Origin of the sequence: Paenibacillus sp. 2TAB26 (assembly GCF_052115145.1) — a bacterium.
Classification (GTDB): domain Bacteria; phylum Bacillota; class Bacilli; order Paenibacillales; family Paenibacillaceae; genus Pristimantibacillus.
The window spans coordinates 42337-57283 of sequence record NZ_JBFRGC010000035.1 but is presented as its reverse complement, the minus strand read 5'-3'; the positions used below and the strand labels follow the sequence as shown (position 1 = coordinate 57283).

13 protein-coding genes and 1 pseudogene are annotated in these 14947 nt (G+C 46.7%); 12 read left to right on the top strand and 2 right to left on the bottom strand.

Translation table 11 applies throughout. The features are described 5' to 3' along the window. Positions 1–86 precede the first annotated feature (86 nt). The 12 genes and pseudogenes from glmU to urtE all read left to right on the top strand — a co-directional run bounded on the left by glmU (position 87) and on the right by urtE (position 13918). Positions 87–1484 (top strand): bifunctional UDP-N-acetylglucosamine diphosphorylase/glucosamine-1-phosphate N-acetyltransferase GlmU, encoded by a 1398-nt coding sequence (gene glmU / locus AB4Z50_RS30500; RefSeq protein ID WP_339205866.1) that lies wholly within the window; start codon positions 87–89, stop codon positions 1482–1484. A 216-nt stretch (positions 1485–1700) separates the two neighbouring features. Further along, on the top strand, positions 1701–2351 hold the full coding sequence (locus AB4Z50_RS30495; protein ID WP_441885271.1) for a 50S ribosomal protein L25/general stress protein Ctc: 651 nt from the start codon (positions 1701–1703) through the stop codon (positions 2349–2351). A 184-nt stretch (positions 2352–2535) separates the two neighbouring features. Beyond that, on the top strand, positions 2536–3096 hold the full coding sequence (pth, locus tag AB4Z50_RS30490) for an aminoacyl-tRNA hydrolase (protein ID WP_076271325.1): 561 nt from the start codon (positions 2536–2538) through the stop codon (positions 3094–3096). A 63-nt stretch (positions 3097–3159) separates the two neighbouring features. After that, positions 3160–3390, top strand: coding sequence for an anti-sigma-F factor Fin family protein (locus AB4Z50_RS30485; protein ID WP_339205871.1), 231 nt, complete (start codon positions 3160–3162; stop codon positions 3388–3390). A 109-nt stretch (positions 3391–3499) separates the two neighbouring features. Next, positions 3500–7027 carry a transcription-repair coupling factor gene (gene mfd, locus AB4Z50_RS30480; RefSeq protein ID WP_076271279.1) on the top strand — a complete coding sequence of 1176 codons (3528 nt, stop codon included), beginning with the start codon at positions 3500–3502 and terminating at the stop codon, positions 7025–7027. Positions 7028–7098: 71 nt separating this feature from the next. Next, a complete protein-coding gene (locus tag AB4Z50_RS30475) occupies positions 7099–8184 on the top strand; it encodes a foldase protein PrsA (protein WP_441885268.1) in 1086 nt (361 codons plus the stop codon). A gap of 116 nt (positions 8185–8300) precedes the next feature. Next, positions 8301–8759: pseudogene (locus AB4Z50_RS30470) on the top strand (iron(3+)-hydroxamate-binding protein yxeB); the annotation flags it as partial. Between the two features lie 326 nt (positions 8760–9085). Further along, positions 9086–10360, top strand: coding sequence for an urea ABC transporter substrate-binding protein (gene urtA / locus AB4Z50_RS30465; protein ID WP_441885266.1), 1275 nt, complete (start codon positions 9086–9088; stop codon positions 10358–10360). A gap of 129 nt (positions 10361–10489) precedes the next feature. Continuing rightward, positions 10490–11395 (top strand): urea ABC transporter permease subunit UrtB, encoded by a 906-nt coding sequence (urtB, locus tag AB4Z50_RS30460; protein ID WP_339205875.1) that lies wholly within the window; start codon positions 10490–10492, stop codon positions 11393–11395. 22 nt (positions 11396–11417) lie between these two features. After that, positions 11418–12500 (top strand): urea ABC transporter permease subunit UrtC, encoded by a 1083-nt coding sequence (gene urtC, locus AB4Z50_RS30455; RefSeq protein ID WP_441885264.1) that lies wholly within the window; start codon positions 11418–11420, stop codon positions 12498–12500. Next, a complete protein-coding gene (gene urtD / locus AB4Z50_RS30450) occupies positions 12472–13245 on the top strand; it encodes an urea ABC transporter ATP-binding protein UrtD (RefSeq protein WP_441885262.1) in 774 nt (257 codons plus the stop codon). The genes urtC and urtD overlap by 29 nt, the downstream gene beginning before the upstream one ends. Continuing rightward, the gene (urtE, locus tag AB4Z50_RS30445) at positions 13223–13918 is read left to right on the top strand and encodes an urea ABC transporter ATP-binding subunit UrtE (RefSeq protein ID WP_441885260.1); all 696 of its coding nucleotides are present in this window, start codon (positions 13223–13225) and stop codon (positions 13916–13918) included. The genes urtD and urtE overlap by 23 nt, the downstream gene beginning before the upstream one ends. A 140-nt stretch (positions 13919–14058) precedes the next feature. On the opposite strand, the gene AB4Z50_RS30440 is transcribed toward urtE, so the two are convergent. Next, entirely contained in the window at positions 14059–14343 is a 285-nt protein-coding gene (locus AB4Z50_RS30440) for a hypothetical protein (protein WP_441885258.1), read from the bottom strand. A gap of 26 nt (positions 14344–14369) precedes the next feature. Further along, positions 14370–14861 carry a DUF4830 domain-containing protein gene (locus AB4Z50_RS30435; protein WP_441885256.1) on the bottom strand — a complete coding sequence of 164 codons (492 nt, stop codon included), beginning with the start codon at positions 14859–14861 and terminating at the stop codon, positions 14370–14372. Positions 14862–14947 lie beyond the last annotated feature (86 nt).

The following is a 14947-nucleotide window of genomic DNA, read 5'->3' as shown; positions in this document are numbered from 1 at the left end:
CGTTTGCTGATGAAGATAGCACTTTTTTTACACTTATAAAGCTATACTAAAATAATCATTTATTGCAGGTCTAGGGGGTCTTTCATTTGAAGGTTATGGCGATTGTGCTTGCTGCAGGACAGGGTAAGCGTATGAAATCGAAGTTATATAAGGTGCTGCATCCGGTGTGCGGCAAGCCGATGGTAGGCCATGTGCTTGATGTTGTGAAGGAAGCGGCTGCGGAGCGCGCGGTCGTTATTGTAGGCCACGGAGCTGAAAAGGTTAAATCGTATTTAGGCGATGGCGCTGAATACGTCTTACAGGAGCAGCAGCTCGGTACCGGTCATGCGGTGCTGCAAGCGGAAGCTCTTCTCGGCGGCGAGAAAGGTACGACGATTGTGATTTGCGGCGATACTCCGCTTGTGCAAGCATCGACAATTGAAGCCATGCTTGAGCTGCATCATTCGAGCGGAGCTGCTGCAACGGTGCTGACAGCCGCTTTTGACGATCCTACAGGCTATGGCCGCGTTATTCGTGGCGAAGATGGCACTGTACAGCGGATTGTTGAACAAAAGGACTGCTCAGCTGAAGAAGCGGCAGTTAAAGAAATTAATACAGGCACATATTGCTTCGACAATGAGAAGCTGTTCGCTGCGCTTGCTAAGGTAACGAGTAATAACGCACAAGGCGAGTATTATTTGACGGATGTTATCGGAATATTCCGTGAAGCGGGCGAATCCGTTCAAGGCTACTGCACGACAGATGTGTCAGAAGCCATAGGCGTGAATGACCGCGTGGCGCTTGCTGAGGCAGAGCGTTTTATGCGCGATCGAATTAACCGCAATCATCTGCTTGGCGGCGTCACTTTGATTGATGCGTCCTCAACTTATATCGAAGCGGGTGTTCAGATCGGATCTGACACCGTCATATATCCAGGTACAGTGCTTCGCGGGTCAACAATTATCGGAGAAGATTGTGTTATCGGTCCTCAAGCTGATATTGCGGACAGTACGATCGGCAACGGCGTCGCGATTAAATATTCAGTTGTTTCTGAATCGGTAATTGGCGATACAAGCGCTGTGGGGCCATACGCTAATTTGCGTCCAGGCTCGAAGCTTGGCGTTGGCTGCAAAGTAGGTGACTTTGTGGAGCTCAAAAACGCATCACTTGATGATGGCAGCAAAGTATCGCATCTAAGCTACGTTGGTGACGCTAAGGTTGGCAAAGACGTTAATATCGGCTGCGGCGCCATAACGGTCAATTATGACGGTTACAATAAATTTGTAACGGAAATCGGCGATAATGCCTTCATCGGCAGCAATGTCAATTTGATTGCACCATTGAAAATTGGTGATGGCGCATATGTTGTTGCCGGCTCTACGGTTACGCATGATGTACCTGCTGGTGATCTTGCGATCGCACGCGAGCGCCAAGTGAACAAATCAGGTTATGCGGATAAGATCCGTGGACGTGCAAAAGCAAAAAAAGAAAAGAAACAATCATAATACCAAATGGTTGATATAGGGGATGCAGTGACGAATTCAGAGGATGAATTCGTTGCTGCATCTTTTTTTATGCAAATGTCGTTTAAAGTTTAATTTTTGGCTGTAGTGGGTAAGTTATAGGGAAATCAAAACAGAAGCGAGTTTTTGCTTCACAAAACCTAAGCGTATGCTTACGAAGCAAGTTTTGCTTCACAAAACTTTTGGGAGGTAATCAATATGGCGATAGCTATGAACGCGGATCAACGAACTGGCACGACGAAAGGTGAGTTGCGCCAATTGCGGCTCCAAGGGAAAATACCGGGCGTTATTTATGGTAAACAGTTGAATGATGCAGCACAAGTCATGGTGGATAGTAAGGAACTGCAGGCTTTGCTGCGTTCTCAGCCGAATGCGGTGCTTGAAATTAATATTCCATCCCATGGAAAAACCTCCGTTATGATCGCAGAGGTGCAACGTGATTCTTTGAGCAGGCAAGTGCTGCACGTTGATTTCCATCAAATTAATATGAACGAGAATGTGCGGGCGAACGTTCGTATTCATGCAGAAGGCGATTCTCAAGGTGTGCGTGAGGGCGGTATCTTGCAGTTGATTTTGCATGAGCTTGAGGTGCAATGCTTGCCGGGCAGTATTCCTGATTCTATTTCCGTCGACATATCGTCGCTGGAGATTGGCGGAAGCATACTCGTAAGCGATTTGAAGCTGCCGAGCGGCGTGGAATTACTAGCCGAGCCTGAGCAGGTAGTTGCAACGATTCTTGCGCCGCAAAAAGAGCTTACAGAAGAGGAAGCAGAGGCTGCTGCAGTGGAGCTTACAGAAGCAGAGTCACGCTCCAACGAAGCGAAGCTTGAGGGCGTTAAGAGCCTGTAGAATCTCTTTTGAAAAATTACGTATACCACGCAGTACCGAGCATATTCAGGCGCCGTCCTTCATCAGGGCGGCGTTGTTTGCTTTTTGGGAAAAATAGAATGAAAGTTCTGACGCAGAACGGCTTCCGATGTTTACGCTTGTAATAGATTATGTTACATTTGTCCGTAAAGGAGTGGAGTGAGCAATGAGGTGGATTGCAGGACTTGGCAATCCCGGTGCTGCTTATCAAGGAACCCGGCATAATGTCGGATTTATGGTTATTGATGAGCTTGCAAGGCGCTGGGGCATTAGTGTAACGCAAAATAAATGCAAGGCATTAATCGGAGAAGGCAACGTACAAGGCACGAAGGTTGTCCTTATTAAGCCGATGACATATATGAATTTGTCTGGAGAGTCAGTAAGATCATTTCTAGATTACTTTAAGGCTGAGGTCCAGGATGGCTTAATCGTTTATGATGATTTGGATACGGAGATCGGCAAGCTTCGCCTTCGCTATCAAGGAAGTGCGGGCGGGCATAACGGAATCAAATCATTGATTCAGCATTTGGGCACGCAAACTTTTGACCGTGTTCGGATGGGCATTTCGCGCCCTCAGCCAGGCATGAACATTGCGGACTATGTGCTCTCCACTTTTCCGAAGAGCGAGCATGAGAAATTGTCTGCTATGGTTGCTGACGCTTGTGATGCTATTGAGTTTAGATTGAAGGCGCCTTTCGAGGAGACAATGGCAAAGTTTAACCGATAATCTGTTAGAAATTGATTATGAGGGCATACTGAAGGATATAACTACCCTTCAGGAGGCATACATATGGCAGTAAACTATATTTGTCGGCACTGCAGAACATCGATGGGGTCGCTTAGCGGGTCAAATATAACGGAGCATCAACTGGGCTTCCATTTCTTGACCCCCGAAGAACGCAGCGATATAATAGCGTATGACCCAAATGGGGATGTAACGGTAAAAGTGGTCTGTGATTATTGCCGCGAGGCGATTGATGCGAACCCAGAGCTTCATTTGGTAACTAGTCCTCTTCAATGACGGAAAGTGAATAGTATGAGCCTTAGCAGATGGCTGAGGCTTATTTTCAATGTACAGGGAGCGATCGTATCACTCTCCGATTGTGTAAAGAAACGGGGTGTCGCAAAAGTTGAAAGCTTTAATTAATGCTTTTGCCGCGGATACGGACGTTCAGTCCGTTATATCCGGTATTCGTAAAGGCATGCGTGAGCAGATGATATCTGGCCTCGCAGGCTCTTCCAGACAAGTGCTCATTGCAGCGCTGCGGGAGGATGTAGAGCGTCCTATGCTTGTTGTGACGCATAACATGTTCTCTGCGCAGAAGATTGCGGAGGACTTGCAGGAATGTCTTTCGTCAGAAAATGTATTATTATATCCCGCAAATGAGCTGGTAGCTGCAGAAGCGGCGATCTCGAGTCCTGAGACGCTTGCGCAGCGAATGGATGTGCTGATCAAGCTGTCCCAAGGCTATCGCGGGATTGTTGTCGTGCCCTTCTCCGGCGTTCGGCGTTATTTGCCTATAAGCAGTGTTATGGCTGAAGCGCAAGTAGAGGTTCAAGTTGGCCAATCACTGCCGATAGATGCTTTTCTGCGGCAAATGACCGCTCTTGGCTATACACGGGCTGACCGCGTAGAATTGCGTGGCGATATGAGCGTGCGCGGCGGGATTGTTGACTTCTATCCGCTTACGGCTTCACAAGCGTACCGGATCGAATGGTTTGGCGATGACGTTGATTCCATACGTACCTTCGATCCAGCAGATCAACGTTCTTTGGATCGATTGGAATCTTATGTGGTTCCGCCATGCCAAGAGCTACTCGCAGACGGACACCGTATGGAGACTGCGGCAAATCATGCGCAGCGGCTGCTGGAGAAGCAGCTCGATAAGATGACAGATCGTACAGCCAAGGATCGACTTCGCACGGAGCTGGGCGGAGAGATTGAAAGGCTGCGTGAGCATGTTTATTTTCCGGAAATTTATAAATATATTTCGTTGTTATACCCAGAGCGTCAAACGATTCTTGACTATATGCCAGCTGACACGCTGCTCATACTAGACGAGCCAACGCGTTTAATAGAGACAGCGAAGCAATTGGAGCGGGATGAAGCGGAATGGTCCATGCATTTGCTGCAAAACGGCAAGTCGCTTCCGGATCTTGCTCTTGCCCGCGATACAGAGGAGATTTTGCATCACCGTCCGTTTCCAACGCTGTTCTTGTCCTTATTCTTAAGGCAAATCCCGCATTCGCAGCCGCAAAATATATTGAACATGACAAGCCGCTCGATGCAAAATTTTCATGGGCAAATGAATGTGCTGAAGGCAGAAATGGAACGTTGGCGCAAGACGGGTGCCACAGTAATGATGCTTGCCGGCAATGCAGAGCGCATGGAACGCATGCGCCGAGTTCTTGACGACTATAGCATTGAGACGCCTACTCTGCTAGAAGGTAATTTGCAGTCCGGTTTTGAGCTGCCATCCTCTCACCTTGTCATTATTACTGAAGGCGAGATGTTCTCCCAGAAGCAGCGCAAAGCCCGGAAAATGGATAAAAAAGTTGATAATGCCGAGCGTATTAAGAGCTATACAGAGCTTAAGGTCGGCGACTATGTCGTTCACCATAATCATGGTATAGGCAAGTATGTAGGCATTGGCACGCTTGAAATAGCAGGTATTCATAAAGATTATTTGCATATTCTCTATGCTGGCGGCGATAAGCTGTCTGTTCCAATCGAGCAAGTAGATATGATTCAGAAGTACGTCGGCAATGAAGATAAAGAGCCTAAGGTCAATAAACTTGGCGGCAGTGAATGGACACGGGCGAAGAGCAAAGTAAAAGCATCCGTTCAGGATATTGCTGATGATTTGATCAAGCTGTATGCGGAGCGGCAGACGGCACCGGGGTACGCTTTTGGACAAGATACGTCGTATCAGAATGAGTTCGAAGCGATGTTCCCTTATGACGAGACGCGTGACCAGCTCAGAGCGATCGAAGAGATTAAGAAGGACATGGAGAAAACCCAGCCGATGGATAGGCTGTTATGCGGAGACGTCGGTTACGGAAAAACCGAGGTCGCCATTCGTGCTGCCTTCAAATCAGCAATGGACAGCAAACAGGTAGCGGTGCTAGTTCCGACGACTATTTTGGCGCAGCAGCATTATGAGACATTCCGCGAGCGTTTTGCAGGTTATCCGATTAACGTTCAGGTGCTCAGCCGTTTCCGTTCACGCAAGGAGCAGAATGAAACGATGAAGGGCCTGAAGGCGGGAACAGTAGATGTCGTTATTGGGACGCATCGACTGCTGTCGCAGGATATTATTTTCAAGTCGCTCGGCCTTCTGATCGTGGATGAGGAACAGCGTTTTGGCGTATCGCATAAGGAAAAGCTGAAGAAGCTGAAAACTAATGTCGACGTGCTTACGCTGACTGCGACACCGATTCCAAGAACGCTTCATATGTCGATGCTTGGCGTGCGGGACTTGTCTGTTATTGAAACGCCGCCGGAAAATCGTTTCCCTGTGCAAACCTATGTGGTGGAATACAGCCCGTCCCTCGTACGGGAGTCGATAGAGCGCGAGCTGGCACGTGGAGGCCAAGTCTATTACTTGTATAACCGTGTTCAAGGCATCTACCAGATGGCGGAGCAAATCAACGCGCTTGTACCAGGTGCTAGAGTTGCGGTCGGCCATGGGCAAATGTCAGAGCAGGAGCTGGAGAAGACCATCCTTGATTTCCTCGATGGCGAATCCGATGTTCTGGTAAGCACCAGCATTATTGAGACAGGCGTCGATATTCCGAACGTGAATACGCTTATTGTGCATGATGCTGACAAAATGGGACTCTCGCAGCTGTATCAGCTGCGCGGCCGCGTTGGTCGTTCGAATCGTATTGCATACGCGTATTTCACGTATCAACGGGATAAGGTGCTTACGGAGGTTGCGGAGAAGCGTCTGCAATCCATCAAAGAATTTACTGAGCTCGGCTCAGGCTTCAAAATCGCAATGCGCGATCTATCGATTCGTGGAGCGGGCAACCTGCTTGGGGCGGAGCAGCATGGCTTTATTGCCTCGGTAGGCTTCGACATGTATTCGCAAATGCTGGCTGATGAGATCGCGAAGCGTAAAGCGGAGATGAGCGGCGAAGAAATAAAAGAAGAGAAGCCAGTTAGCATGCTTATTGATATTAGCGTAGATGCTTATTTGCCTTCGGATTACATTTATGACAGCATCCAAAAAATTGAGATCTATAAAAAAGTGGCTGCTATCCGAACGTTCGAAGAGGCAGATGATGTGATTGATGAGCTTGTGGATCGTTTTGGCGATTTACCGCAAGCAGTAAGCAATTTGCTCGCAGTGGCTAGATTAAAAGTGTATGGCACGATGTATGGTATTGAACAGCTCAGCGGCAAAGGTGATGATCTGCTGCTTCGTTACGCTGCTAGCGAGAAGCGGAGGATTGACCGTAAGAAGGTGGATCAGCTTTGTCTGAAGCATGAGAACCGCTTTAAGCAGGGCAGCGAGCAGGAGCCAAACCCAAGTATTTTGCTGCGCGGCAAGGGATTGAATATGGAGCAGAAAATTCATATGATTGAACAATTTTTGCAAGCGTACAAGGATGTTCTCCTTTATAAAGACGAATTGCAAGATGCGACAACATAGACAAGATTCGCTTTATACGCCCCTTTTCTGATACAATACTATCAAGTTCTCAATATGAAAGGGGATTCAACATGTTACACAGTTCACGCAAATCGGCATGGCGCAAAGGCGCGCTGCTTATCGTGGCAGTCGTGCTGGTCTTGACGATGGCGGCATGCGGCGGCGCGAAGGAAACAGAAGTTGCAACCTATAAAGGCGGCAATGTGACAGACAAGGAATTCAACAAGTATTTGGATGTATTTACGGTTATGCAGCCAGCGTATGCGCAAGTTATTGAAATTCCGCAATTTAAGGAGCAGCTGCTCCAGCAGTATATTTCCTACAAAATTTTAAGCGGCCAGGCTTCTAAGGAAGACGTTAAAAAGGCTGAAACAGAAGTAAAAGAACAAATGAAGCAGTATAAAACGGCGCTTTCCCAAGATGCCGAATTGAAAGCTGCTGTAGATGCTAAGAAATTGAAAGACAAAGATATGGAAAACTATTTGCTTATGACTTCCAAGCTTGTAGCTCATATGAACGCTCAAGTAACTGAGGAAGAAATGAAAGCAGAATATGAAAAGAACGGTATTAACTATGCAACCGTTTCTGTTCGCCACATCTTGGTATCAACCAAAACAACGGATCCAACTACACAAGAAGAAAAAGAGATTCGCACGGATGCAGAAGCATTGGCTCGTGCTAAAGAAGTGAAAGACAAGCTGGCAGCAGGCGGAGACTGGGCTGCCCTTGCCAAAGAATACTCCGACGATCCAGGCTCGAAGGACGCAGGCGGTCTATATGCGGACAAGAAGAATGGTCAATGGGTAGAAGAATTTAAACAAGCTGCTTATAAACAAGAGATTGGCGTTATTGGCGAGCCTGTGAAAACAGATTTTGGCTACCATGTTATCCTTGTTGAGAAACGTGATACGCCAGCATTTGATAAATTAACTGATGCAGATAAAGAATCAGTAAAAGGTACAGTTGCTTCTGAGAAAATGAACAAATATATGACAGACGAGCTTCCTAAGCAAGAAATCGTCATTAAGCTTCCAAAAGCAAGTGATACTCCTGCTAGTGATGCTCCTGCTAGTGATGCTCCTGCTGGTGAAGAAACGCCGGCTACGGATGCTCCAGCTACAGATGCTCCTGCTACAGAAGCACCTGCAACGAAATAAGTGCAAAACAAACATGTCAGACCCTTTAACCATTCACCGGTTAAGGGGTCTTTTTCTGAAACTATGCTGAGTAAGGATGGATTGTATGCTGAACACAAATCAATATTTGCTGCGTGAAGCCAAAAGCGGGCCGCGAGAAGCTGAAAGGTGTTGTCGATGAAAATACGACAGTCGGCATTTTTGAGCTTACCGATAAAGGAGAAATATGGATGTTTGGCGAAAATTCGGGCAGATCGGGTCAAGCGGTATATAATGCACTGGGTCTAAAAATTCCTGAATCGATTAAAAAGCAAGTGGATGCTAACGACGGCTTTTTCCAGCTGTCTAAAGAAGCACTTCCTGAGTATTCGGCCGATTATATGTTTATGACCGTCTATGACCCGGAGAAGAAGGGTGAGGCGATTAAGCAGCAGACAGACTTAGCGGTTTGGAAAAGCTTAGACGCCGTGAAAAACAATCAATATTTTGAAAATGATTTTAATACATTCTATCGTTATGATCCTATTGCTATAAGCGGACAAGTCGATCTAATTGTAGACATGCTTATTGCAAGAGCAGAAGAAAATAAAAAATAATATATGAATTTAAACAAGTTAACCCAACTTAAGGCATTTGCCTTAGGTTGGGTTTTTTATGTGAATAAAAATGTCATACAATCAACCTTCCGTACATAAAAAAAGTAAATCGACAAACAAGTGTCATTATACCTAACATAAATGCGAATAAATTGCCCCTAATTGACCATTTTTAAGTATGAATGTATCCCTTGAAAAAATTAGTGTTAACTATATTGACATTAACTTAATTCCCAATCTATAATAAAAGCACGAACAATGGAAGTTAAATCCATGTAAATGTTCGGAAATATAGAGACAAATATGAAGCGATGGGGAGTGGGAAGATGAAAAAGAGAATGTTTTATTCATTTGGCCTTATGTTTGTAGCTTTAACGATCGTATTGACAGGTTGTGGCGCAAACAACAACAAACCAGCATCTACGAATGGGGAAAAAGATAAACCTACGAATGCTGCCAATGCCGGATCGGGAGCAGACGGGGAAATAAAAGTGGGAATATTGCACTCACAGAGCGGCACCATGGCAATTAGTGAGGTATCGGTTATCGATGCTGAAATGATGGCTATCGATGAAATTAATGCTGCAGGCGGCGTTTTAGGTAAAAAGATTGTACCTGTACTTGAAGACGGCGCTTCGGATTGGCCGACCTTCGCTGAGAAGGCTCGCAAGCTTATTTCCGAAGATAAAGTGGCTACCGTATTTGGTGGATGGACTTCCGCAAGCCGGAAAGCAATGAAGCCGGTATTCGAAGAGTTAAATGGCCTGCTGTGGTATCCGGTGCAATATGAAGGTCTTGAATCCTCTCCGAATATTTTTTATACAGGCGCTACGACAAACCAACAAATCGTTCCATCTGTTTCGTGGCTGCTTGAAAACCGCGGCAAGAAATTTTACTTACTCGGATCGGACTATGTATTCCCTCGTACCGCAAACCTCGTAATAAAAGAACAGTTGAAGGCTGAAGGCGGCGAACTGGTTGGAGAAGAATACACGCCGCTAGGCCATACAGATTACAGCACGCTAATCAGTAAGATCAAAGAAGCTAAACCAGATGTCGTATACAACACACTTAACGGTGACAGCAACGTTGCGTTCTTCAAGCAATTGAAGGATGCAGGCATTACAGCTAAAGATTTGACTACTTTGTCAGTATCGGTTGCAGAAGAAGAGATCCGCGGTATTGGCGTCGATGTGCTGGAAGGCCATTTGGCGGCGTGGAACTATTATCAAACAACGGATACGCCAGCTAACAAAACATTCGTCGAAAACTACAAAAAGAAATACGGTGATGAGCGTGTAACAGCGGACCCTATCGAAGCCGGCTATACAGCGGTCTACTTGTGGGCAAAGGCGGTCGAGAAAGCAGGCTCCACGGACGTAGATAAAGTAAAGGAAGCAGCCAAAGAGCTGGAGTGGGATGCTCCAGAAGGAAAAGTGAAAATCGACGGCGCTACTCAGCATATTTATAAAACGGTTCGTATTGGCGAAGTGCAAGCGGACGGCCAATTCAAGGAGCTGTGGAACTCAGGTGAAGCGGTTAAGCCGGATCCGTATCTCAAAGGCTACGACTGGGCAGCTAGCATTCAACCAACGCAATAATCCATAAGCAAACAATGGTCTAATACACAGCAATTAATGGGGGAGTATTCGATCGCTTCGAATGCTCCCTTCTGCTTTTTTTGTGACAGAGGAAGGCGACAGCCGTTTACGCTAGAGAGGAGCGGTCATATGGAAGTGTTTCTGCTGCAGCTATTTAATGGTTTAAGCATCAGCTCCATTTTATTGCTGGTTGCTTTGGGGCTTGCGATTACGTTTGGCTTGATGAAGGTCATCAATATGGCGCATGGTGAGTTAATTATGATCGGTGCGTACTCCACGTATTTGACGCAAAATGTGTTTCATGATTATTTGCCGAAATCGATGTTTGATTGGTATTTTGTATTGGCTATTCCGGTCAGCTTTATCGTTGCATTTATCATTGGTCTCATTCTCGAAATGTCGCTGATTCGCTTTCTATATGGACGGCCGCTTGATAGCTTGCTCGCCACTTGGGGTGTGGGTCTCGTGCTGCAGCAGCTAGCAAGATCTATTTTTGGGGCGCCAAACGTTGCAGTCACAAGCCCGGCATGGCTAAATGGCGGCTTGAAGATTATGGATGGAACATTGCTTCCTTACAAAAGGTTATTCATCATCGGACTCGTCATCGCTTGTTTAGTTGCTATGTATTTCTATATTTACCGCAGCCATGAAGGCAGAAGGATGCGGGCAGTGATGCAAAATCGCGATATGGCTGCATGCCTTGGCGTTTCGACAAGACGAGTGGATGCGATGACTTTCGCTATCGGCTCGGGTATTGCCGGCATTGCCGGCTGTGCGTTAACGCTCCTTGGTCCTATCGGTCCGTCCCTTGGCACTTATTATATCGTTGATGCCTTTATGGTCGTCGTGCTTGGCGGAGTCGGCAAGCTGGTTGGGACGGTGCTCGGGGCAACAGGGATTGGAATGTTTAATACGTTGTTTGAGTATTGGACGAATGCTTCGCTTGGCAAGGTGCTAGTGTTTGTCTGTATAGTTGCTTTCCTCCAATGGAAGCCTATGGGACTCGTTGCCATGCGTTCGCGGTCGCTTGACTAGGGAAAAGAAAGGTGGAACGCTTATGCGCTTGCAAAAGTTTACTCCTGCGCGGATTTGGATCTTAATTGGCTATGCAGCAGCAGCGGCAGCGCTGTTCTCCGCTCCGCTATTTATAAGTGATTTTCGGCTCAATTTGTTAGCGAAATTTCTAGCCTTTGCCATAGTAGCATTAGGGCTTGATCTGATATGGGGCTACACTGGCATTTTAAGTTTAGGGCATGGCATTTTCTTTGGCTTAGGCGCCTACGCTATGGCGATGTATTTGAAGCTGGAGGCAAGCGGAGGAAGGCCGCCGGATTTCATGGGCTGGAGCGGTCTTAAGGAGCTTCCTCTTTTCTGGCAGCCATTTCAGAGCTTCTGGTTTGCGGTAGCGATGGGAATTGCCATACCTGCGCTGCTCGCGCTTGTGCTTGGTTACGTCACGTTCCGCAACCGAATTCGCGGCGTTTACTTCACGATCTTGACGCAAGCGCTCGTTATTATTACGACGACACTGCTCATTGGTCAGCAAGCTTTTACAGGCGGTACAAATGGGATAACAGGCTACTCCACCGTACTGGGCTTCTCTATAGGTTCTCCTGAGACGAAGCGCGTGCTTTACTATATTACCGTCATTGCTCTCATTGCTATCTTCGTCTTTTGCCGTTACGTCATCGGCAGCCGCTTCGGAAAGGTGCTTCGCGCGATTCGCGATGGCGAGAACCGGGTACGGTTCATCGGCTACAATCCGGCAATTTATCAAATGGTCGTATTTACGATTTCTGCTGGCATTGCAGGTATAGCGGGCATGCTGTTTGTACTCCACGTCGGTATTATTTCACCGTCGATGCTCGGAATTGTGCCTTCGATTGAAATGGTTCTTTGGGTAGCGATTGGCGGACGTGGAACGCTGGTTGGAGCCGCACTCGGCGCTATCCTCATGAACTGGGCTAAAAGTGAGTTCAGTACCGCTTATCCGCAGGGCTGGTTATTCTTTATGGGGCTGCTGTTTGTGGTCGTGGTCGTATTTATGCCTAAAGGTGTTGCTGGCTTAGTTGGCCAATTGAAATTACGCAAAAAAGGGAGGGAGCCGAAGCATGAAGGAGTCCGCAATCCTGCTGTGTGATGATGTGACTGTTGAGTTCGATGGCTTTAAAGCGGTCCAAGGCATGAACCTAAAGCTTGAGAAAGGGGAGCTTCGTTTCCTCATTGGGCCAAATGGAGCCGGCAAAACGACAATTCTGGATGTGATTTGTGGGAAAGTAAGGCCTACAGCGGGACGTGTCACATTCGGGAAGATAGATATAACGAAAAAGAAAGAGCATCAAATTGCTGAGCTTGGCATCGGTCGTAAATTTCAAGCTCCTTCGATATTCCCTTCGATGACGGTTGCTGAGAATTTGGAAATCGCGATGCGTCAGAAACGTACCGTGTTCGCGACGTTGTTTGCAAAGATGGTTGAGGATGAGCGGGCTAAAATTGACGGGCAGCTCGTTATGATTGGTTTGCAGAAAAAATCGAGCTGGCGGGCAGGCGGTCTGTCGCATGGAGAGAAGCAGTGGCTCGAAATTGGCATGATGCTGCTCCAAGAGCCGGAAATATTGCTGCTCGATGAGCCGGTGGCGGGGATGACCGATAAGGAGACGGATAAAACGGGTGAGCTTCTTCACCAGATAGCCCGTATGCGGTCGATTGTAGTCGTGGAGCATGATATGGAGTTTGTTCGTAATTTTGCGAGCAAGGTTACCGTTATGCATGAAGGGAAGCTGCTGAAGGAAGGCTCGATGGATGAAATTCAACGAGATGACCGCGTGGCGGAAGTGTACTTGGGGAAAAGGCGGGATGCCGATGTTAGCCGTTCAACAGCTTGAGGCTGGTTATGGTGAAAGCATTATTTTACGTGATGTGTCGCTGAAAGTGAAGCAAGGGCAGGTTGTATGTCTGCTCGGGCGGAATGGCGTAGGCAAAACAACGCTTATGAAAAGCATTATGGGGCTGCTGAAGGCGCGAGAGGGTTCTGTTACTTATAATGGCTCGGATTTAACGAAGAAAGCGCCGGGACTGCGGGCTAAAAGCGGAATCGGCTATGTACCGCAAGGACGCGAAATATTTGCTCAACTATCCGTTTATGAAAATTTGCTGCTTGGCCTTGAGGCTTCAAAGTCGAAATTATCTTCTATTCCAGAAGAGGCTATTGCGAAGTTTCCTGTGCTGCCGGCAATGTATACGCGCCGCGGCGGCGATCTCAGCGGCGGACAGCAGCAGCAGCTCGCCTTCGCGAGGGCGTTAACTTCAAGGCCTCAAGTATTGCTGCTTGATGAGCCTTGTGAGGGGATTCAGCCCTCCATTGTCGATGATATTAGGGATGTTATTCGCTCAATTAAAGCGGATGGCAAGACGGCTATTTTGCTGGTGGAGCAAAGCCTGGATTTCGTTAAGAGTGTAGGAGACTACTTCTACGTGCTGGAAAAAGGGGCGATTGCGTGGGAGGGCGGCTTGGAGTCGCTGGATGATGAGGTCATACGCAAATATTTGACGGTATAAAGCGAATGATGAGCTAGAAGCGCCTTTATGAGAGGCGCTTTTTGCTTTGTGTTTTTAGAGCTATTTTTGAGCTGTGATGATAGTGGTTTATTCATTGCTTATTAAGGACTTCCAGTAACGCCATGCTTGTAAGTAATCGTCTATATCGTAAGGGTGATGCTTGAGTATGTTTTATCTGGAGCGGTGTAAGTAAGATTAAGCAACAGAGGAGCATCTGGATATGTTTTTTTATATTGTTCAACTAAAGAAAGTGCATCAGGCTGATCGAGCTTTAACACATATTTGGGTGATTCATCGACTTTAATGAGGTATACAAGACCTTCCGTCGTTCCGTCCATTTGTTTATGGATTTCGGACTGATTTTCAATGGCACCTATATGCCGAAGGTTTTCGATGATTTCCTGCACGTCGTTCTTTATTTTCATGTAAATCCCCCTGTATATGGAATGCTTTATGCTTCATCTGGTGAAGTGCTTTTATATTTCTCAGTCCAGCTTTTACGCCACTCTTGATAAGACATTTCTTGAATATCTTCTAAACTTTTGCCATCTATAGACCAATACCCGCCGTCTGTAGTGTCTCCGTTTGGAAATGAAGTTCCTCCTATAGGCTGACCATCAGCCAAATAAACAAAAACATCTACTTTCTCTTTGCTCAGTGGATGGTTCGTTACGGTAAATTTCTGTATATGAATCGTTTTTCCAATATAATCGGAGGGGTTCACGCGCTGCGACCCCCAGTACATCATATAGGGCAATACTGATAATTTCTGTTCGGTAAGCTCATAGCTCTCAACTTGCCCTTCTTTTGAGCTGATTCGATATCCTTTTTCTTCAAGATAGCTTTGAGAAATGGATTGCTCTGACGTTGTTTTGGTTTCTCCTGTACAACCGATCGACAAGGAAAGCAGAAATAGGATTAATAAATATTTCAATGTATTCATCCCTTCTTAATCTCTTTGCTTTTTGTGACGAAGCGGCAGCTCCCTTTGTTGCAAAAAGAGGTTGGATGTAAAAAGAAATAATTGCT